Genomic DNA, 20,355 nt, shown 5'->3' with positions numbered 1-20,355 from the left:
AAAGAGCCCTTCCGAAATGGAAGGGCTTCTTTGTTTCTAAACCTTAGTATACCTAATTCTATTGCATTGAGGGCTCAGACTGTAGCTTTAAATACTCATTCGATGACCGGAAAGCGGCTTGGATTCTACAAGCAATCCAGTGGATGGAATACGATCGAGGGGAGGTATAAAAGAGGATTTCTTGTTTGCCCAGGTGATTTCCCCAAGAGAATGTTGCTGATAAGTGTATTATCCGATGACCATAACTTGATGACCTTGCTATGGCAAGAGGCCAACAGAACACCGAAGTACAGGCTTATTAAAAGTAAGGCTGCCAGTGCTATTGGATTAGAAGAACTAAGAATTGTGTGTTCGTGTTCTTACATAAAAAAAAGCCCTTCCATTTCGGAAGGGCTTTTTTGTTTTAAGCAGCAGCTTTATAATCTATTTCTTTTTCATCCGATTTGGACCGCAGGCTGCGAACCCAAATCTTAATTCTGTATATAATGAAGAATAAGGTGGGCACGATGATCAAGGTAAGGAAGGTAGCAATGATCAATCCGTAGATTACGGCCCAGGCCAGTGGTCCCCAGAAAATCACATTGTCCCCTCCTAGGTAGAACTTCGCATCGAACTCCGAGAACAAGCTAAAGAAGTCGATGTTCACACCAATGGCCAAAGGAATCAATCCCAGTACGGTAGTGATCGCTGTTAGGATTACAGGACGTAAACGAGCACGTCCTCCTTTAATAATGATCTCTCTTACCTGATCCTTCGTCAATAGGGCATTGTCTGGTAAATCCAATTCTACAATCTTTCTATCGATGAGGAGTTGTGTATAATCCAATAGTACCACCCCGTTGTTTACTACAATACCCGCTAGGGATATAATTCCCATCATGGTCATCATAATTACGAAAGGAGCTCCAGTAATTAATATTCCACCAAATACCCCAATAAAGCTTAGGAAAATAGCCAACATAATAATGGTAGGCTTGGAGATGGAACTGAACTGGAAAATAAGGATCAAGAAAATCAAACCAAGTCCTGCAAAGAAAGCTCCCATTAAGAAGTTGAATTGCTTCTCCTGCTCTTCAATCTGTCCCGTGTAGTGAATTTCAACACTATCCGATTTTCCTTCGAAGTTGTCCATCTCAGCTTCAATTTGCCGAACGATGGCAGCAGCATCCGTATAACCAGGGGCAAGAGCAGAATAAACCGTTACCACACGTTTGTTATCTCGGTGTTTAATGGCACTAAACGATGAGGTATTTCGCTGGTTGGCAACAGCCGAAACAGGCACCTCTTTTATTCTTCCGGAAGCTTGATCACGGAAGGTAATTTTCTGGTTGAAGAGGGCGGACGCATCGTAACGTTCGTTCTGATCGAAACGCACATAGATGTCGTAATCTTCCCCATCCTTTTTATACACTCCTGCTTTTTCTCCAAATAGGGATCTTCTCAATTGATTTCCTACACGTCCCGCGGGAACACCTAACTCTCCAGACTTTTCACGGTCTACTACCACTTGCATTGAGGGTTTCCCTTTATTTACGTCTATTTTCAATTCATCGATACCCTTAATGTTTTTGGTATTGATGTAGTTCCGCATCCCTTCTGCGGTGGCGATAAGCTCCTCGTAGTTGTTTCCTTCCAATTCAATATTGATAGGATATCCTGCAGGCGGCCCAACGGCATCTTTTTCTACGGAAATAGCTACACCAGGATAAATACCCTTTAAGGCTTCCTGTACACGTTTCCGAAGCTCTTCACTGTCTTTGCCCTTACGAAATTTATATTCCCGCATGGTCGCCGTAATTTTGGCGCGGTGTGGCATCTCGGCGCTGCTTCCTCCATCGGTTTGCGGATTTCCTGCACCTTCTCCCACTTGGGATACGGCAGACTCCACCAAGAAGTTGTAATCTTCCCCTTCCATGTATTCACCATTGTTTACCTCTTGGTACACGCGCTGTTCGATCTCCTTGGTAATAGCATTGGTTTTTTCAATATCGGTACCTTCAGGGTATTCAATGTATACAATGATCTGGTTCGGGGTGTTATCCGGGAAGAATTCTACTTTGGTTCTTCCGCTTCCAACAGAGGCTCCAAAACCTCCAAAAACCATAAATAACATTGCAACGATACCAACTACAAATAAGACAGGTCGTGCCCCACCCAAAGCCCATGTCAAGAAACGTTGGTAGGCTTTTTCAATTCTTGATAGAATACGTCTTTGGAAATAAGTCGCGGCTTTCTTTAACCCATAACGATATACCCAAAACATGATCGCTACAAAAATGATCAAGGTTCCCAATCCTCTTACGGCTCCACCAATAAAAGCAATGAACAATCCAATAGGAACCATAATCGCAGACAGGCGAATCAATTGCTTGCGCGTCAACACCTTTTCACTCACATCCATAAAACGGGATACCAACATAGAGTTGATGAAAATTGCAACGAAAAGGGATGATCCCAGTACAACGGATAAGGTAATCGGGAAGTAAATCATGAACTCACCCATCACCCCAGGCCACATACCCAATGGTACAAAGGCCGCTACCGTAGTCAATGTAGATATGATGATAGGGAAGGCGATTTCCCCAATACCCTTTTTGGCCGCCTGTATACGGGACATACCTTCCTCGTCCATGAGTCGATACACATTTTCCACTACCACAATACCATTATCCACCAGCATCCCCAATCCCATAATCAGGGCAAAAAGAATCATGGTGTTCATGGTATATCCAACTGCACTTAAAATCATGAAGCTCATGAACATGGACATAGGGATCGCAAATCCTACGAACAAGGCGTTTCGGAAGCCAAGGAAGAACATCAATACACTTACCACAAGAATAATCCCGAAGATGATATTGTTCACCAAATCACTTACCTGGTTATTGGTCTTGGCCGATTGATCGTTTGCTTTGGTAATTGTTAAGTCGGGAGGAAGTACCTTGGGGGCATCTTCCTCTAAGATTTTATCGATTTTTTCTACCGCTGCGATCATATTTTTTCCCGAGCGCTTCTTTACATCCAGCATCACCACATTTTCACCCATTTCACGAGCATAGGTAGTTTTGTCTTCCTCTTCGAAACGTACTTGGGCAATATCCTTTAGGTATACAGCATCTCCATTTTCACTTTTCACCACAAAACTTTCCAATTCGGAAGGATCGTCTACTTCACCTAAAATACGGATGGTTCGGCGTTGCCCACTGGTAATGAGGTTACCGGCAGACATAGTGGTATTCTCATTCCTGATGGAGTTGATTACATCATCAAAACTAACCTTAGCCGCCATCATTTTATAGATGTCTACAGCTACTTCAACCTCCTTTTCCTGAGCTCCGCGAATGTCGGCCGCTTTGATCTCATCTAAATCTTCAATTTCATCCTGAAGATATTCGGCATATTCCTTCAACTTTTCAATAGGGTAATCTCCGTATAGATTGATATTCAGGATAGGCATTTCCTCGGAAAGGCTTAAGTCGAATACATTCGGTTCTACTTTGGCACCATTAAAGGTAGGCCAGTCTTCATTGGCCGTTTCACTATCTACTTCGTCCTTTACCTTGATTTTGGCCTGTTCTACAGTAATGTCTTCATCAAATTCAACCGTGATAATTCCATAGTCTTCAGAGGATGTGGAAAGGACCTCAACCACATTAGAAATGTTCCGGATTTTATCCTCCAATGGATCCACAATAAGCCGTTCAATATCCTCTGCGGTATTCCCTGGATAGGGTACTGAGATATAGATCTTGGTTTCATTAATCTCTGGGAAATTCTCACGAGGCATACTAAAATAGGCACTCAATCCCAGGATAAAGAAGATAGCTACCATTACCCAGATCACCGTTGGGTTATCGATGGCCCAACTGGAAAGCCTAAACTCCTTATCTACTTGCTTTTTCTTCTTTGCGTTCATGGGTTATAGCTTTAAAATTTTCACTTCCTGGCCGTCTCTTACACTTCGGGCTCCCTCTACGATAATTGCATCTCCAGCCTTCAAGCCAGTGAGCACTTCAATTTTATCCCCTTGGGTTTTCCCAGTAGTAATGAACTGTCGCGTAGCGATTGCATTCTCCGATGTGTTTGTAGTGTCCTTAGCAGCAGTATATACATACTGATTTCCTTCCGCATTTTCGGAGATTACATTTAATGGAACCAATAATGCCTTTTCGTTGGTGTAATCGTTTATGCGAACCCTTGCTGTAAGATTGGGTTTCACGACACCGCCTTGATTTGGCACATCCACTTCGATCGTGAAGGAACGGTTATTGGGGTTGATGTAGTTTCCTGTCTGACGTACTTTAGAGTCGATAGTCTCTCCAATCATAGGAATCTCCACTTCAACATCCTTTCCTTTAGAAACTGTAGAAAGGTATCTTTCCGGAACACTCGCCTTCACATACATGTCCTTTAGATTCACAATCCTAAAAATCCCTTGTCCGGGAGCCACTACAGTCCCTTGATCGGTAATCACATCATCGATCACTCCAGAAAAAGGTGCTCTTACAGCTGTTTTGGCCAACTGACTTTTCAATTGGTCCACTGCATTTTGAGCCGACTCGTAATTGGTTTTGGCTTGTAGGTATTGAATCTCACTTCCAATTTTTTGCTCCCACAGACGTTTCTGGCGATCATAGGTGGTCTTTGCCAATTGTGCTTGTACTTCCAATTGACTCACCTGACTGCCCAAACCTCCGTCATCGATACGCGCCAAAGTCTGTCCCTTGCTTACTCGATCACCTTCTTTTACAAATACACGGGTAAGGGTTCCTTGGTATTCCGGATACACGATTACATTTTGCTTGGTCTCTACATTCCCTTGAATTTCAATATAGTGCTTAAACAAGGTATCCGAAATGACATGCGTGGTCACCAAAGCGGAATTATCACTTTTATCCAATTCCCTGATTTTTGCATCCAAAAGGTCCAGTTCCGCCTGGATTTCGGTTTGCTTTGCTTTCACTGCATCACGACGGGTCTGGATGGCTTCCAGATTGCCTTCTGCAATAAGGTCGTCTATAGATTGTTCACCCTTGTTCCCTCCACATGAGGCCAAGGTGATGGCTGCGATTAATAATAGGACGAGTTTTTTCATGTTAGTGACTTTTATCATTCGGATTAGTTTCTTAATTGAGGTGTGTTTAATACGGTTTCCAAGTTGGCCTTGCTGTTAATGAGGTCCAACATGGATTGAAAGTACTGCTGTTGGGCAGTATATAGCTGAAGCTGTGCTTGTCGTAACTCGAAACTGGTAGCAATACCTTCCGAGAATTTTATCTGGTTCTTGTTTTCAATACGCTCTGCCAAGTTGAGGTTCTTCTTTGCATTGTCGTATTTATCAATACTGAACTGATAATTGTTCTTGGCAGTATCATGTTCCAGTTTAATGTTTTGAACAGTTTCTTCCAACTCCGTTTCGGCTTGCTCCAAGGCAATTTTTGCTCGTTGGGTTTTGGCACTTCGCATTCCACTACTAAAAACAGGGATAGTCATATTCACTCCGAGAACCGAAGATTGAAACCAAAGTTGCTCGCTATCTAGGAAGGAGAACTCATTGCTATTCGCTTGGGTTCCGTAGTTTACAAAAGCTCGTAAACTGGGTAGGGCACGGCTCTTTTCCAACTTCATCTCCAAGGAACGCTGCTCTGTAAGGTTGTACGCAATCTTATAATCCACATTGTCTTCTACACTTAAAGATTGATCCATAAAGCTCAACTGAATGTTCTCCTCCGCCAACTGATCCAGATTCTGGGTAAGCACCGTGGGAATGGTTATATCGATCCCTAGCGCTACATTGAACATCTGTTTGGCAATGGCCAAGGTGCGTTCCGTATTCTGAATGTTGATTTCCAAATCCAACAAGGTAATTTCCAACTGTTCTACATCTTCCTCTTCGGCCAATCCGTTTTCATAGATCTTGCGGGTTTCGAAAAGGTTCTTCTCTACAGTTTCCTTGTTTTTTTGAAAGATGGAAAGCAATTCTTCAGAAAGAAGGACACTTCCATAGGCGTTGATCACCCCTTTGCGAACTTCCAACCTTGTTTTTTCGTTGGCATTTTCTGAAAAATCCAGAAAAGCACGAGCGGCTTGAAGGCCGACAAGGTAACTTCCATCAAAAATCAACTGCGTTAGCGTAGCCGTTGCATTCGCTTGTTGCTGAGTGCCGAAGACAACAGGGGTAAAGGTACCCGGCTCACCTCCAGAAAACTCCGAAGGGATAAGGGTGACAGGTTGCTTTAGCTGATTCTGATAGCCTACCTCTGCGTCTATTTGAGGGAGACCTGTTGCAGTGGTTTCCCACTTTTGCTTAATTGCTTTGGCAATGTCCCTACGGGCGTTGATGGCGGTGTAGTTACTATCCAAGGCAAATGAGATGGCTTCTTCCAAGGTAAAGCGGTAGTCGCTTTGCGCTTGTAATTGAAATCCTGTTAGGACCACGAGAATTAGGCAGAACTTCTTGATCATTATTGTTGGTTTGAGTGTATGATTTTATTTAAGATTTTTCGTCCTTTGGGCGTTACGATCCCCCGTAAGTGATATTCCAAAAACATTCCGTACAATTCGGAAGGATCGAACATGGTGCTAGAAAACAAATCGTTATCCTTGATTCCCGAGACACCTATATAATAAATACGCGATACGAATTGTACATCTATATTTTCACGGAAAAGTTCCTGTTCCAAACCACGGTTCAAATTATCTACAACACATTCCTGCATATAATTGAACTGTCGTTTTTTAATGGAATCGTGAATTTTTGGGTAGTACTTTCGCAATTGATACCAAGGAGAGGTCTTTTCATTCCGCATATGATGCATGACCAACTTCTTGATTTCATAAATCTCTTCGATGGGATTCATCTTCAAGTCACTAATACAGTCGATCCCATGGGAAACTTCCTCAAAAATATTGTCCACGACAACAGCAACTATGGCCTCTTTATTTGCAAAATGACTGTAAATGGTCTTTTTGGAAATGGACATGGTCTGAGCGATGTCGTCCATGGTGATACTTTTAAATCCCTGATTTAAAAATAGATCGGTAGCAGTTTGTACGATTTGATTCTTCATAAAAACAGAGCAAAAATAAAGTGGAAACTTTAGAAACAAAAAAAGTTTCCAAGGTTTTTACAATTATTTAACAATTAGTTTTCAAAGCATTACCGTTTGTCCATTTTATCATTTCTTTGACGACCGTTTCTTTTTCATGCCGTATTTTAGCGGCAAATTTTGTGAATGGAATTACTTAAAGTCTACCAAAAATCCCTATCCGATCGGCTTCAAACGGTTGTGAGTCAGGAGGAACCCGCTCAATTATACGAACCCATTAAGTATATTTTACAATTAGGAGGAAAGCGCCTTCGACCCACTTTAACACTTATGACGGCCGATTTTTTTGGTGGAAATGGGGATCGGGCCATGAATGCAGCTTTAGCGGTAGAGCTTTTTCACAACTTTTCCCTCATTCATGACGATATCATGGACAATGCTCCCTTGAGAAGAGGTAAGGAAACCGTTCATGAAAAGTGGGATGTAAACACAGGAATCCTTAGTGGGGATGCCATGCTCATTTTGGCATACCGCCTGTTCGAAGATTACGAGCCCGAGATGTTTCGGAAACTGGCCAAGCTTTTTAGTAAAACGGCCATCGAAGTATGCGAAGGACAGCAATACGACGTGGATTTCGAAGAACGCGACGATGTAACCATAGCCGAGTACATTAAAATGATCGATTATAAAACGGCAGTTTTGGTAGGCGCTGCCATGAAAATGGGTGCGATAGTAGCCGACGCTTCGGAGAGTTGTCAAGAAGGAATCTACGAGTTTGGTCGAAATCTGGGAATTGCTTTTCAGCTTCAGGATGATTACTTGGATGCATTTGGGGATCCCAAAAATTTCGGAAAACAAGTAGGGGGCGATATCATTGCCAATAAAAAGACCTTTTTATACTTAAAAGCGTTGGAGGGTAGTTCTGATAGTAGGGCACTTCGAAACCTATTCAGTATTACTCCGGAAGATCCCAGCGATAAAATTGAAACTGTGAAGGGGATCTATGTAAGTTCTGGGGCAGCCCACGCCACAGAAGAAGAAATAGAGCGCTACACCAAAAAAGCCAATACGGTTTTGGAGGGAATCGAACTTTCAAATGAAAACAAAGAAAAGTTAAGGGCGTTCGGCGCTTGGCTTATGAAGCGTTCGGTTTAAAAAAATACACGTACAAAAGGAGCCCATGGGTCGGCATAGATGCTACGTTCCTCATCGTAAAGCACATCGTATCTTATGCCAAAGGTGAAGTTGTTGCTTCTAAAACCTGCACCGACGAACAAGGCGGGATACCAATAGTTTTCATCTTGCAAACCTAAATCATCTTCATAGTTGCGATTTACATTCAACTCTTCGAATTCTGCAGAAAGTTGCAGCTCTGGGATGACATTATATAAGGTAAGAATGCTCCCGCCCAAAATAGTGGATCTGTAAAAATCCTTTTCACTGTTATACGTTCCATTGAGGCCTACACCTAATGCAAATTGTTCGTTTACTTCGTAAATGGCGCTAGGGGCTAAGGTCGCACTGAAAAATCCATTGGCAAAACTCAAGCCTATGCCTCCACCAAAGCGCACATTAGACCAAAAAGGAGAAGGGTAATCTTCCTCCTGTGCTTGTAAGGAAATGCTTAAAAATAGACAGAGAATAGTACAAAAACAGGTGCGCAAAAGAGTAGACGTTTTCATAGAACCGAAACTTAACAAAGAATACCTTATAAATATACAAATAACGGAAGTTGGTTTGGGGATTTGTTGTATTTTTGTAGCGTTTTATTAAAAGCGGCCCTTTTAATTCCTATTATGGATAGATTTTCTTTTCTAAATGCAGTTCACCCAGAATATTTAGCCGATCTCTACGATAAGTACCTTCAATTTCCCGATAGTATTGAGCCCAGTTGGCGTTCTTTCTTTCAGGGATTCGATTTTGGTATTGAAAATGGATCGTTGGAAGCCCTTGGTATAGAAGGTGGAGCAGTAGTTCCCGAGAATGTGCTGAAGGAGTTTCAGGTGATTAAATTGATTGACGGGTACCGTACCCGTGGCCATTTGTTTACCAAAACAAATCCCGTACGGGCACGTAGAAAATACGAACCCTCTCTGGCATTGGAGAACTTCGGCCTATCGGAGAGTGATTTAGACTCTCAATTTGAAGCCGGTTCCGTGTTGGGATTGGGAAAAACCAGTCTGCGTGAAATCGTAAACCATGTGGAAGCCATTTACTGCGATGCCATTGGTGTGGAGTACATGTACATTCGTAATCCCGAAGAGAGGAAGTGGATTCAGAATTGGTTGAACAGTAATGACAATCATCCAAGTTACACCGCCGAAGAAAAGAAACACATACTTAAAAAATTAAACGAAGCCCTTTCCTTCGAAACTTTCTTACATTCTAAATATGTAGGGCAAAAACGTTTTTCGGTGGAAGGAGTAGATGCCATTATCCCAGGATTGGATACCCTTATTGAAACCGGAGGCGAAAAAGGCATCGAACAATTTGTGGTGGGTATGGCACACCGTGGTCGTTTGAATGTACTGGCCAACGTATTCGGGAAATCACCCGAAGCGATTTTTAGCGAATTTGATAGTAAGGAATACGACGAGGCGGAGCTTTTTGATGGTGACGTAAAATACCACATGGGTTGGACCAGTTTCCGTGAAACTGACAAAGGGAAGAAGGTTCGTATGGATTTGGCACCCAATCCGTCCCACTTGGAAACGGTGAATGCAGTAGTTGAAGGAATTTCACGAGCCAAGCTTGACAATAAGCTGGGAGGCGATGAGAAAAAGATATTGCCTATTCTTATTCACGGGGATGCTGCTATTGCCGGTCAAGGAGTAGTATACGAAGTAGTGCAAATGGCGCAGTTGGATGGATATAGAACGGGAGGTACCATTCACGTGGTGGCCAACAATCAGGTTGGATTTACCACCAATTATCTAGATGCTCGTTCGTCTACCTACTGTACTGATATAGGAAAAGTAACCCTTTCTCCAGTACTCCACGTAAATGCGGACGATGTCGAGGCTGTTTGCCACGCATTTACCTTCGCTTTAGAATTTAGAATGGAATTTGGACGCGATGTATTTATCGATGTCCTTGGATATAGAAAATACGGTCATAACGAAGGGGATGAACCTCGTTTCACTCAACCTAAGTTGTACAAGGCCATTGCCAAACATAAAAACCCACGTGATATTTACGCCGAGCGATTGAAAGCCGAAGGGGTTATAGACGATGCTTATGTAAAGCAATTGGAGGCAGAATATAAGGCTGACTTAGAAGAAGATTTAGAAGCTTCCCGTAAAAAAGACAAAACCGTCATTACCGAAATATTGGCGGACGATTGGAATGCTTACAGATTGGGGAATGCCGAAGATATCCTGGCGTCCGTAGACACGACTTTCGATTTAAAGAAATTAGATACCCTCGCTGCTGGGATTACACAGCTTCCATCGGATAAGAAATTCATCCGAAAAATAGAGCGTATTGTAGCCGATCGCCACAAGCGGTACCATGAGACCAACGAATTGGATTGGGCCATGGGCGAACTATTGGCCTATGCCTCGTTGATGGAAGAAGGGTTCAACGTACGAATGACAGGACAGGATGTGGAAAGGGGAACCTTCTCTCACAGACATGCTATTATAAAGACTGAAGAAAATGCCGAAGAGGTAAATCTTCACAATAATTTGGATGTAGATGGCAAAATGCACATCTACAATTCCCTTTTGAGCGAATATGGTGTGGTTGGGTTCGACTATGGATATGCCATGGCAGCGCCCGAAACCCTCACAATTTGGGAAGCACAATTTGGTGACTTCTCCAATGGAGCCCAAATAATGTTAGACCAATATATTTCTGCGGCCGAAGCCAAATGGAAAACCCAGAACGGATTGGTTATGTTACTGCCACATGGATACGAGGGCCAAGGGTCTGAGCATTCCAGTGCACGTATGGAGCGTTACCTTCAGTTGTGCTCTAGGGACAATATGATCATGGCCGATGTGACGACCCCGGCTAACTTCTTCCACTTGTTGCGTAGACAGATGAAGTGGGATTTCAGAAAGCCTTTGGTCGTATTTACTCCCAAGAGTTTATTGCGTCATCCTGAGGTGATTTCTACCAGAGAAGAATTGGCCAACGGAAGTTTCCAAGAGGTCATAGATGATGCGGAAGTGGATAAGAAGAAGGTGAAATCTTTGGTATTCTGTACAGGGAAGTTCTATTATGACCTTCTTAAGAGAAGAAGGGATACGAAGCGTGACGATGTGGCTTTGGTGCGTATAGAGCAGTTATTCCCATTACCAAAGAAACAGTTGGAAGAAATCATTGCCTTGTACCCTAATGTAACCGACTACGTATGGGCACAGGAAGAACCCAAGAATATGGGAGCCTGGGGATTCATGCTTATGAATTTTGATACGGTGAAGCTAAGAATCGCTTCCCGAAACGTATATAGCGCACCTGCTGCGGGAAGTAGTACTCGTTCTAAGGCGCGCCATGAAGAAGTAATCGATCGTGTTTTTGAAACACCAAAAAAATAAATCCTAACTAGGAAAAAACAAAGACTATGTTAGAAATGAAAGTTCCCTCACCGGGAGAATCCATTACCGAAGTAGAGATCGCACAATGGCTAGTGGAAGATGGTGATTATGTTGAAAAAGACCAAGCCATTGCCGAAGTGGATAGTGATAAGGCTACTTTGGAACTGCCCGCTGAGGCCAGTGGGATCATTACCCTGAAAGCGGAAGAGGGAGATGCTGTCGCAGTTGGACAGGTGGTATGTTTAATCGACACCGAGGCTCCAAAACCAGAAGGAGCAGCTGCAGACAAACCTACCGAAGCCAAAAAGGAAGAGGCTCCTAAAAAGGAGGCTGCAAAAGCTCCTGAGAAGAAATCCTATGCTACAGGAACACCTTCTCCAGCGGCCAAAAAGATATTGGATGAAAAGGGAATCGACCCTGCCGCGGTCACGGGTACGGGACGTGATGGTAGAATTACAAAGGAAGACGCAGTGCAAGCCACTCCTTCTATGGGTACTCCAGGAAATGGAGGTCGCGGTAGCGAACGCAAAAAGCTATCCATGCTCCGAAGAAAGGTGGCCGAGCGTTTGGTTTCTGCCAAGAACGAAACTGCCATGCTTACTACCTTTAACGAGGTGGATATGAGTCCTATTTTCGCATTGCGAAAAGAATACAAGGAGACTTTCAAAGAGAAACACGGCGTAAGTCTTGGCTTCATGTCCTTCTTCACCTTGGCCGTAGTACGTGCTTTAGAGCTTTATCCAGATGTAAACTCCATGATCGATGGAGACTATAAGATCACTTACGATTTCAAGGATATCTCCATAGCTGTTTCTGGGCCTAAAGGATTAATGGTTCCTGTAATTAGAAATGCAGAGAATCTAACTTTTAGAGGAGTAGAAGCAGAAGTGAAGCGATTGGCATTGCGTGCACGAGATGGACAAATCACTGTAGACGAAATGACCGGAGGTACTTTTACCATTTCTAATGGTGGGGTATTTGGTAGTATGTTGTCTACCCCAATCATAAACCCGCCGCAATCAGGAATCTTGGGAATGCACAATATTGTTGAGCGTCCTATTGTTCGTGATGGGGAAATCGTTATTGCACCAATTATGTTTGTGGCTTTGAGCTATGATCATAGAATTATCGATGGACGCGAATCTGTAGGGTTCTTGGTAGCGGTAAAGGAAGCACTGGAAAACCCTGTGGAACTTCTTATGAACAATGATATAAAGAAAGCCTTGGAGTTGTAATTCTAAGGATACTTCATAAAATCAAAAAACCAGCCAAAATCGGCTGGTTTTTCTATTTAACTTGGTTAGAAGTTGATAAAAATTAACTTAAGAATATGAAACAATGTAGTTGAAAACATTCAAAATGATTAAACTTATCGCTATCAACAATATGGAATAAAATAGCCATTTACTCTCTGTTCCCTTCTTCACCCTCTTTGGCTGCATAATATTCCCCTTTTTCATGATGTAAAAATGGCTAATAATATCGTGAAAGTAAATACGTACAAACACGTAAATTTATTGGAGCTTCTCCTGATGCTCTTTGGCCCAGATAAGTAGACTGTTGGTTTTGGGCTCTAATTTAAGTTTGGTAATGATATTACTTCGGTGCTTTTCCACAGTTCTGTAAGATATGAAAAGCAGGTTGGCAATTTCTTTGTTGGTCTTGTCCTTGGCAATTAATTTCAGGATCTTTTTTTCGGAAGGGGTAAGTACTTTCAATTCCTCATCTTCTCCCATGTCTTCGGCCAAAAGCTCCTTGATTTTAGGACTGAAGTAGGCGTTTCCTTCAGAAACAGTCTGTATACAGTTCTCAATCTCTTCCAAGGCGAATTCTTTGAGAATGTATCCGAAGATTTTCAAATCCTTTGCCTCTTTATAGAGTTCTTTTTCCTTGTGGAAGGTGATAAGGACGATTTTGGTATTGATCCTATTGCTGTGGCATTTTTTGGCGATTTCTATACCGGACATAAAGGGCATCTGTATATCCAAAATAGCAATGTCGGGGTTCAATCTATTGATGAGGTTGAATGCCTCGCGCCCATTTTCACCACTGCCTACAACATTATACCCTTTTTCGAGTAGAAAGTCGCTAAGCCCCTTCAGTAGAAGCGGGTGGTCATCTGCTATGATTATGGACTTGCTTTTCATGCAATGGGGAATTGAAATTCTAGGATGGTACCATGGTTCTTTTTGGAGTTAATTCGCATATGTCCTTTCAGGAACTTGGTACGCTCCAACAATGTTTTCAGCCCCAAAGATCGGCGATTTTGTAATTTCTGCGAAAAATCGAAGCCAATTCCGTTGTCACGAATCACTAATTTAACCGATTGAGTTTCCCGTTTTATAACCACTTTTCCGGCTTCGGCCTTGGCATGCTTTAGGATATTACTCAGGGATTCTTGAACAATTCTATATAGGTTTACCTCTTGCTTCTTGTTGAAAAGGTTATCAATATTATCAATTTCAGAAGAGATAAACAGGGTGGTATTTTCATCGATTTGATCGATGGTCGTTTCAATGGCCTTGGTAATGCCTAGCTCTTGCAATTGGAAGGGATGTAGGTTTCGTGAAATACCCCGAACCTCTTCAATGGCTGTTTCTACTAGGGCCTTGGTTTCCGGATCTTCGTTTTTAATCACCTTGTTTTTAATAAGCAACAAACGTTGTCCCAATCCATCATGCAAATCCTTGGAAATCCGTTTGCGCTCTTCTTCTTGCGAAACCAGTAACTCCTGACTGAATTTCTCCTGTAATAACTTTTTGTTGTTAATGCGCATTCGGTTTCTGTAAAGGATGACCATTCCAAAAATGGATACTAACAATATACTTACGTAAAGGGACCTCCTTTTCGCGGATTCATTGTCTTTTTCCAATAACTGAATGCTGGTGTTCTTCTCTATGAGCTCGTTTTCCTTCTTCTCCGTTTCATAAAGAGTCTGGTAATACGCGAGCGTATTGGAAGTTGTCTTATTAAAGATGGAATCCTTTATGTCGTTGTACTTTTTCTTGCTCGCATAAGCGTTCTTATAATCGTCATTCTCCGCATAAATTTTGGACAACAACTTGTGCGCACTCATGATATCCTCTTCGAACTTGAGTTTCTCTGCCGCTTCCAGTTTCTTGTTGGCATGTTTTAGTGCCGTGCTAAATTCTCCCAAAGCAAAGTGATAGTTGGCCTTGGCGAAATTGTGCATGCTAATGTTTACCAGATCCTCAGTTCCCGGGTCTATGTTTTCTTCCAACATTTCCAAATAAGCTTGGGCCTTCCCCATGATATTTGCGTCGGCATAATATTCGACGAGGTTCGCATACACATATATTTTATTGGTGTTATTCACCTTGCCTTCTGGGACTGCATAAATAGCGTCTTCGGCCTTCAGAAGATTTTCCAAATACAGCTGCTTATTGCCCTGTTTTTGATAATCTAAGGCTTGATTGTAGTAAGTGGTTACCAAATGGTGCTCCAAATTGAGCTCCTTTATCTTCTCGATGTTCTTTTCACGCTCCTCCTTTGCCTTTTTGTAGAAGCCATTCATACTGAACATAGCCGTCACCCCTTGGCGGGCATAGTACATGTATTCGTAATCCTTAAGCGATTCGAAATACTCATACGCCTTCTTATAACTCTCACCAGCAGGGACGAATTTGCCCAAATTAGAATAGGCCTGTCCACTAAACAAGTGCGCGTCTGCAACGTATAAAGAATCCTTTGCGCTGTAATTGTCAATGGCATTTTGGTAGTCTTTAACTGCTTGTTCGAGATCCAAACGGTAGTTGGCCGCACCCCTTTTTAAATGAAGGCTTCCTACAATGTAAGAGTCTTTTATCTTGTATTTTCTGGCTAGAATGCCATCGATGAGTGTAAGAACCTTATGGGGCTCGTTCTTTATGTTGGTAAGTGTATAGCTTACATTAATCAGTTTACGGGCAGCGGCTTCTATGCTGTCCATTTCCTTGGCCAGCTCAATATATGCTAAGCTGTATTCCGAAAAAGTATCGGGATCGACGCGACGTGTCCATTTAATAATGGAGTCCATAGCAGTCAGTTTTTCTTGGGGATTACTGCTGCTTTCTACTTGCTTTTTGTAGGCTTCTATATCCTGTGCCTTTAGGGAGGGACACCACAGAAATAGCGCCGATACTATAAGTACCTGTAAGCGGGTCAAATCTTAAAATTTTCGAACAATATAAATATAAAAAAATTAAAGGCTGTATGCGCTTTTATTTAATGTAAATGCAATTTCTTCCGTAGTCGATCACGGCCCTCAGTTTTTTTAGGAGATCGGCACCGAGAATACCGTCTACCGAAGGTTCTTCCACTTGGTTCAATGCGGCGTTCACATGGGTAAGGTTAAATAGGATGAACTCCTGTTTTTTCAGGGTGGTATCGCCAATTTTCAATTCATTTTCCTTGGTGATTTCCGTTTCCATGTCAATGGCTCCAGCGCCCGCCGCCTTAATATCGCTTTTTTCGCTCTTCAGAAGAAAGACAGTAGCGCTATGCAGGCCAATGCAACTCGTGGAAGCACCTGTGTCCACGATAAAATCGCCTTTTATTCCATTTACTTTTAGGGTAACCTTATAGTGGCCCGTGCTCAATTTTTTGAGTGGGATTCTGGTAAAATTTTGGTCTTCGAGAAAGTTTCTGAGACTTGCCAACGGTTTTTTTACAAAGATAGATAACAAAATACTAGTTTTGCGCTATGTTAACAGATACGCACACGCATTTGTACAGTGAGGCATTCGATGAGGATCGGGATGCCATGATGAAAAGGGCTTTCGAGTTAGGCATCGAACGATTTTTTATACCGGCAATCGATTCGGGTTATACGGAGTCCATGTATGCATTGGAAAATGCCTATCCAGAGCATGTTTTCCTCATGATGGGATTGCATCCTACTTCGGTAAAGGACAATTATGAGGAAGAATTGGCGCATGTGGAGGCGGAGTTCGAGAAGCGAAAGTTTGTAGCCGTGGGCGAGATAGGGATCGATCTGTATTGGGATACTTCGACCTTAGAAATCCAGAAGATTGCGTTTAAACGACAGATACAATTGGCGAAGCAATTAGGATTGCCCATTGTGATTCATTGCCGGGAAGCCTTCGATGAGATTTTTGATGTATTGGAAACCGAACGGGACGAAAAGTTACGCGGTATTTTTCACTGTTTCACGGGTACCATAGAACAGGCACATCGGGCTATAGGCTTCAATATGAAATTGGGAATTGGAGGTGTAGTGACCTTTAAGAATGGGAAAATCGATCAGTTCCTGAATCAGATCCCTTTAGAGCATATTGTTTTGGAAACAGATTCCCCGTATCTTTCGCCTGTGCCTTATAGAGGCAAGCGGAATGAAAGCAGTTACCTGGCCTTGGTTTGTGAGAAGTTATCGAGTATTTATGGTATGCCCGAAGAAGAAATTGCCAGGATTACGACAGAAAATTCGAAAGAAGTATTTGGAATATAAGTGAGCCATACCCCCAAAATATTACTGATTTATACCGGTGGAACCATTGGGATGATCAAGGACTTTGAAACCGGAGCCTTGACGAATTTCAATTTCGACGATTTGTTGAAGCATATCCCAGAACTTCAGTTGTTGGATTGTGCCATAGAAACCCAAAGTTTCCCAAATCCCATCGACAGTTCTAATATGAGCCCTGTGTATTGGGCCGATCTTGCGACGATGATCGAGGATGCTTATGAAGATTTCGATGGTTTTGTGGTTTTGCATGGGAGTGATACGATGTCCTACACCGCTTCGGCCCTGAGTTTTATGCTTCAGAATTTGGCCAAGCCGGTCATTTTTACGGGATCGCAGTTACCCATCGGGGATTTGCGAACGGATGCCAAGGAAAATCTGATTACGTCCATTCAGATTGCGGCTTTGAAAGAAAAAGGCCGTCCTAAAATTGCTGAGGTGGGACTTTATTTTGAATATAAACTGTACCGAGCCAACCGAACTACTAAGATCACTGCGGAGCATTTTGAAGCTTTTGCATCACTCAACTATCCGCCGTTGGCTGAAAGCGGGGTGCATTTGGCCATTAATGAGGCCGCCTTGTTGCAACCCAACCGAAGGAAGAAGTTGAAGGTGCACAAGAATTTAGATTCCCATATTGTATTATTGAAGATGTTTCCGGGATTGGATCGGGATACGGTGGCGCATATGTTTTCCTTTTCGAAGATGAAAGGGCTTATTTTGGAAACCTATGGAAGTGGTAATGTTACCAGTGAAGATTGGTTTTTGGAATTGTTAAAGGAGGTGAACCAACGGAATATCCCGATTGTAAATGTAACCCAATGTTCTGGAGGAAGTGTTTCTATGGGATTATATGAAACCAGCGTAGGCTTGAAGAAATTAGGGGTTATTTCGGGGAAAGATATTACCACAGAGGCTGCATTGGCCAAAATGATGTATCTCTTAGGGCAGGAAATTCCCGCGGAAAACTTCAAGATGTTTTTCGAAACTCCATTGCGGGGCGAGATGATGTAAGAAATCCTCTCTTTTATTGTATTCAACCATAATTTTTTTGTTATTTTTGCGACCCTTTTTGCCTGTAAAGGCAAAACTCTTAGAGAGGTGGCCGAGTGGTCGAAGGCGCACGCCTGGAAAGTGTGTATACGCCAAAAGCGTATCGAGGGTTCGAATCCCTTCCTCTCTGCAACAAAAAAAGAAACCCGAAATGTCCAAGCTCGCTTGAGGATTTCGGGTTTTGCTTTTCTGTAAATCGCGTAGCGATTTGTTGTGTTGCGCAAGATTCTATGTTGGGATCACCGTTCGCACTCCGAAGCGCAGCGAAGGAGTGTCACTCTCCCTCCTCCTTCTTCAGCTGCTGCATTAGTTTCTCTTTGGCATTTGCTTTTCTTTCGGCGAGTGTATGATAATGTAACGCTGCCATGGCGATGCCATCTTCTATGTCATCGTGCGAAATACCGCCGTTGAGCACGTTAGAAATATGGCTTTTGGAATAGGGGTCGCCGTTCTTCCGGACGATGTTGTTATCAATAAAAAACTGATGGATGGCAGATAGTGACCTTTTCCCTATAACTTGCTTTATTAACTCCTTTTCTTGTTCCGTAATCATAGGCGTTTAGCTATTGTGGGGGTAGGTTTTTTAGTGTTATATTTGTGTAAGTATTGTTTAAAAATGATTCATCTAAACAAAGTTTGCAAAAAATATATTCATTTCCTAACAAATTGACCAAATAATCGACACCAAAACTCACATAGCGTCCAATCTTCTTTATTTACGCGAGCTAACAGGAAAAAGTCAAACCGAATTTGGGGCCCTATTCAAACTTACCCGAGGTAAGATCAATTCATACGAAGGAAATAGCGAACCAAGAATCCTAAAGCTTATCGAGATTGCGAGATACTTCTGCATTTCGGTAGAGACCATTGTATTGGTAGATCTAAGGGAAAAGAAATTCAAGCTCAAACCCAATACGGCCCAAAAGGTAAGTGAGCCTTCTTTGGATTATGTTGTGTTCGATGAAGACGGTCTAGAGGATATCGCCGATTTTGTAACCGAGAACCACGAGGAACTTCTTAAGAACAAAACTTATCGCTTCTGGTTTGAGAAAGAAGTGTATCAAAACTCGTTGGAAGTCATCAAAGAGAAGATGGAGAAATAGTGGCACGTCCCTTCGAAATTCCTGTCTCCATATTCTTACATTTTTTCGCTTTTTTACCTTAATATATAGTTATTGAATTAGTAGGTATTTCTTCATTGAGGTCGTTAAGGGCAAAACTTCATTTTATTACCGCTTGGACTCTTCATTTATAAATTGCGGGTAATGTATTGGGGGATATTGTGTTAAAATATATTTTTGGAAAGGATATTGTGGGAAACCCCGTAGAATCTTATTATTATTGTACAATAACTAATTATTTTTATATCTTTAAACCTTTAACTAAAAACAAACTTTTAAGTCGATAGCAATGAAAAAATTATTTTCTATTCTAGCAATTGCAGCCATGATTTTTGCGGGAACCACCAACGCAAATGCAACAGCTGCTCAAACCATGCCAACTAACGCACAATCCTTAGTTACGGCATCTACAGTTACCATAGTTCAAGATGAAGATGCTTCTGCCGATGATGCAGAGGAGCAAGGCTTCCACCAAGAGCTTAAAAAGCGTTTTATCGAGGGGGGTCCTGGATTTATGGGAATTGTACTATTGTGTTTAATTCTTGGTTTAGCCATTGCTATTGAAAGAATTATCTACTTAAACCTATCTACTACAAACACTCAAAAATTGGCCAACAATGTAGAAGATGCGTTAAATAGTGGAGGAATCGAAGCTGCTAAGGAAGTATGTAGAAATACAAAAGGTCCTGTTGCTTCTATTTACTATCAAGGTCTTGACCGTGCCAACGAGAGCATCGATGCCGCTGAGAAAGCAGTAGTATCTTATGGAGGTGTTCAAATGGGACAGTTAGAGAAGAATGTATCTTGGGTATCTTTATTTATCGCCTTGGCACCGATGCTTGGTTTCATGGGAACGGTAATTGGTATGATCCAGGCATTCGATAAGATTGAGGCAGCTGGGGATATGAACCCATCATTGGTAGCAGGAGGTATTAAAGTAGCACTTCTTACTACAGTATTCGGTCTTATTGTAGCGATTATTCTTCAGATTTTCTATAACTACATCATCGCGAAAATCGATAGCATCGTAAACAGTATGGAAGATGCTTCTATCACATTGATCGATATGTTGGTAGACTACAAAAACAAAAAATAATCTAACAACAGAG

Annotated in this window: 16 protein-coding genes and 1 tRNA gene; 8 read left to right on the top strand and 9 right to left on the bottom strand. The window is 42.2% G+C overall.

Going from position 1 to position 20,355, the window contains the following annotated elements; all coding sequences use genetic code 11:
- Positions 1-403: 403 nt before the first annotated feature.
- From POV27_RS17915 to POV27_RS17900, 4 genes are read right to left on the bottom strand one after another with little or no spacing between them, the layout of a single operon-like run.
- On the bottom strand, positions 404-3,916 hold the full coding sequence (locus POV27_RS17915) for an efflux RND transporter permease subunit (RefSeq protein WP_272864168.1): 3,513 nt from the start codon (positions 3,914-3,916) through the stop codon (positions 404-406).
- Between the two features lie 3 nt (positions 3,917-3,919).
- Positions 3,920-5,095 (bottom strand): efflux RND transporter periplasmic adaptor subunit, encoded by a 1,176-nt coding sequence (locus POV27_RS17910; protein WP_272864167.1) that lies wholly within the window; start codon positions 5,093-5,095, stop codon positions 3,920-3,922.
- A 23-nt stretch (positions 5,096-5,118) separates the two neighbouring features.
- Positions 5,119-6,465, bottom strand: coding sequence for a TolC family protein (locus POV27_RS17905; RefSeq protein WP_272864166.1), 1,347 nt, complete (start codon positions 6,463-6,465; stop codon positions 5,119-5,121).
- The gene (locus POV27_RS17900) at positions 6,465-7,070 is read right to left on the bottom strand and encodes a TetR/AcrR family transcriptional regulator (RefSeq protein ID WP_272864165.1); all 606 of its coding nucleotides are present in this window, start codon (positions 7,068-7,070) and stop codon (positions 6,465-6,467) included. The genes POV27_RS17905 and POV27_RS17900 overlap by 1 nt, the downstream gene beginning before the upstream one ends.
- Before the next feature lie 165 nt (positions 7,071-7,235).
- Here POV27_RS17900 and POV27_RS17895 point away from each other — a divergent pair, with 165 nt between their 5' ends.
- Entirely contained in the window at positions 7,236-8,204 is a 969-nt protein-coding gene (locus POV27_RS17895; RefSeq protein WP_272864164.1) for a polyprenyl synthetase family protein, read from the top strand.
- Here the strand turns inward: POV27_RS17895 and POV27_RS17890 are convergent.
- Entirely contained in the window at positions 8,201-8,731 is a 531-nt protein-coding gene (locus POV27_RS17890; protein WP_272864163.1) for an alpha-ketoglutarate decarboxylase, read from the bottom strand. The two genes, POV27_RS17895 and POV27_RS17890, sit on opposite strands and share 4 nt — an antisense overlap.
- A 114-nt stretch (positions 8,732-8,845) precedes the next feature.
- On the opposite strand from POV27_RS17890, the gene POV27_RS17885 reads away from it, so the two are divergent.
- A complete protein-coding gene (locus tag POV27_RS17885) occupies positions 8,846-11,590 on the top strand; it encodes a 2-oxoglutarate dehydrogenase E1 component (protein WP_272864162.1) in 2,745 nt (914 codons plus the stop codon).
- 26 nt (positions 11,591-11,616) lie between these two features.
- Positions 11,617-12,825, top strand: a complete 1,209-nt coding sequence (gene odhB, locus POV27_RS17880) for a 2-oxoglutarate dehydrogenase complex dihydrolipoyllysine-residue succinyltransferase (protein WP_272864161.1) — start codon at positions 11,617-11,619, stop codon at positions 12,823-12,825.
- Between the two features lie 279 nt (positions 12,826-13,104).
- Here the strand turns inward: odhB and POV27_RS17875 are convergent, their stop codons facing one another.
- Genes POV27_RS17875 through POV27_RS17865 form a run of 3 tightly spaced genes read right to left on the bottom strand, consistent with a single transcriptional unit; the run spans position 13,105 to position 16,188 of the window.
- Positions 13,105-13,737: a response regulator gene (locus POV27_RS17875; protein WP_272864160.1), complete on the bottom strand. Its 633-nt coding sequence runs from the start codon at positions 13,735-13,737 to the stop codon at positions 13,105-13,107.
- Positions 13,734-15,755 carry a tetratricopeptide repeat-containing sensor histidine kinase gene (locus tag POV27_RS17870; RefSeq protein WP_272864159.1) on the bottom strand — a complete coding sequence of 674 codons (2,022 nt, stop codon included), beginning with the start codon at positions 15,753-15,755 and terminating at the stop codon, positions 13,734-13,736. Before POV27_RS17870 ends, POV27_RS17875 begins: the two co-directional genes overlap by 4 nt.
- 55 nt (positions 15,756-15,810) lie before the next feature.
- A complete protein-coding gene (locus POV27_RS17865; RefSeq protein WP_272864158.1) occupies positions 15,811-16,188 on the bottom strand; it encodes a retropepsin-like aspartic protease family protein in 378 nt (125 codons plus the stop codon).
- A gap of 104 nt (positions 16,189-16,292) precedes the next feature.
- Between POV27_RS17865 and POV27_RS17860 the strand changes: the two genes are divergently transcribed.
- The 3 genes from POV27_RS17860 to POV27_RS17850 all read left to right on the top strand — a co-directional run bounded on the left by POV27_RS17860 (position 16,293) and on the right by POV27_RS17850 (position 18,255).
- On the top strand, positions 16,293-17,057 hold the full coding sequence (locus POV27_RS17860; protein WP_272864157.1) for a TatD family hydrolase: 765 nt from the start codon (positions 16,293-16,295) through the stop codon (positions 17,055-17,057).
- Positions 17,058-18,086, top strand: coding sequence for an asparaginase (locus POV27_RS17855; RefSeq protein WP_272864156.1), 1,029 nt, complete (start codon positions 17,058-17,060; stop codon positions 18,084-18,086).
- 81 nt (positions 18,087-18,167) lie between these two features.
- Positions 18,168-18,255: transfer RNA gene (locus tag POV27_RS17850), tRNA-Ser, on the top strand.
- Between the two features lie 144 nt (positions 18,256-18,399).
- On the opposite strand, the gene POV27_RS17845 is transcribed toward POV27_RS17850, so the two are convergent.
- A complete protein-coding gene (locus tag POV27_RS17845; protein WP_272864155.1) occupies positions 18,400-18,678 on the bottom strand; it encodes a hypothetical protein in 279 nt (92 codons plus the stop codon).
- A gap of 319 nt (positions 18,679-18,997) precedes the next feature.
- Between POV27_RS17845 and POV27_RS17840 the strand changes: the two genes are divergently transcribed.
- Both POV27_RS17840 and POV27_RS17835 read left to right on the top strand, forming a co-directional pair.
- Positions 18,998-19,228: a hypothetical protein gene (locus tag POV27_RS17840; protein ID WP_272864154.1), complete on the top strand. Its 231-nt coding sequence runs from the start codon at positions 18,998-19,000 to the stop codon at positions 19,226-19,228.
- Positions 19,229-19,535: 307 nt separating this feature from the next.
- Positions 19,536-20,342 carry a MotA/TolQ/ExbB proton channel family protein gene (locus tag POV27_RS17835; RefSeq protein ID WP_272864153.1) on the top strand — a complete coding sequence of 269 codons (807 nt, stop codon included), beginning with the start codon at positions 19,536-19,538 and terminating at the stop codon, positions 20,340-20,342.
- Positions 20,343-20,355: the final 13 nt, after the last annotated feature.

The sequence above is a fragment of the Aureisphaera galaxeae genome, assembly GCF_028561275.1.
Lineage (GTDB): Bacteria > Bacteroidota > Bacteroidia > Flavobacteriales > Flavobacteriaceae > Aureisphaera > Aureisphaera galaxeae.
Note: the sequence above shows the minus strand (reverse complement) of the source record. Positions and strands in the feature narration are given on the sequence as shown.

Excerpts from the sequence above, each read along its gene's own strand:
- POV27_RS17915 (WP_272864168.1), bottom strand. The coding sequence starts at position 3,916 with ATGAACGCAAAGAAGAAAAAGCAAGTAGATAAGGAGTTTAGGCTTTCC.
- POV27_RS17910 (WP_272864167.1), bottom strand. The coding sequence starts at position 5,095 with ATGAAAAAACTCGTCCTATTATTAATCGCAGCCATCACCTTGGCCTCA.
- POV27_RS17905 (WP_272864166.1), bottom strand. The coding sequence starts at position 6,465 with ATGATCAAGAAGTTCTGCCTAATTCTCGTGGTCCTAACAGGATTTCAA.
- POV27_RS17900 (WP_272864165.1), bottom strand. The coding sequence starts at position 7,070 with ATGAAGAATCAAATCGTACAAACTGCTACCGATCTATTTTTAAATCAG.
- POV27_RS17895 (WP_272864164.1), top strand. The coding sequence starts at position 7,236 with ATGGAATTACTTAAAGTCTACCAAAAATCCCTATCCGATCGGCTTCAA.
- POV27_RS17890 (WP_272864163.1), bottom strand. The coding sequence starts at position 8,731 with ATGAAAACGTCTACTCTTTTGCGCACCTGTTTTTGTACTATTCTCTGT.
- POV27_RS17885 (WP_272864162.1), top strand. The coding sequence starts at position 8,846 with ATGGATAGATTTTCTTTTCTAAATGCAGTTCACCCAGAATATTTAGCC.
- odhB (WP_272864161.1), top strand. The coding sequence starts at position 11,617 with ATGTTAGAAATGAAAGTTCCCTCACCGGGAGAATCCATTACCGAAGTA.
- POV27_RS17875 (WP_272864160.1), bottom strand. The coding sequence starts at position 13,737 with ATGAAAAGCAAGTCCATAATCATAGCAGATGACCACCCGCTTCTACTG.
- POV27_RS17860 (WP_272864157.1), top strand. The coding sequence starts at position 16,293 with ATGTTAACAGATACGCACACGCATTTGTACAGTGAGGCATTCGATGAG.
- POV27_RS17845 (WP_272864155.1), bottom strand. The coding sequence starts at position 18,678 with ATGATTACGGAACAAGAAAAGGAGTTAATAAAGCAAGTTATAGGGAAA.
- POV27_RS17835 (WP_272864153.1), top strand. The coding sequence starts at position 19,536 with ATGAAAAAATTATTTTCTATTCTAGCAATTGCAGCCATGATTTTTGCG.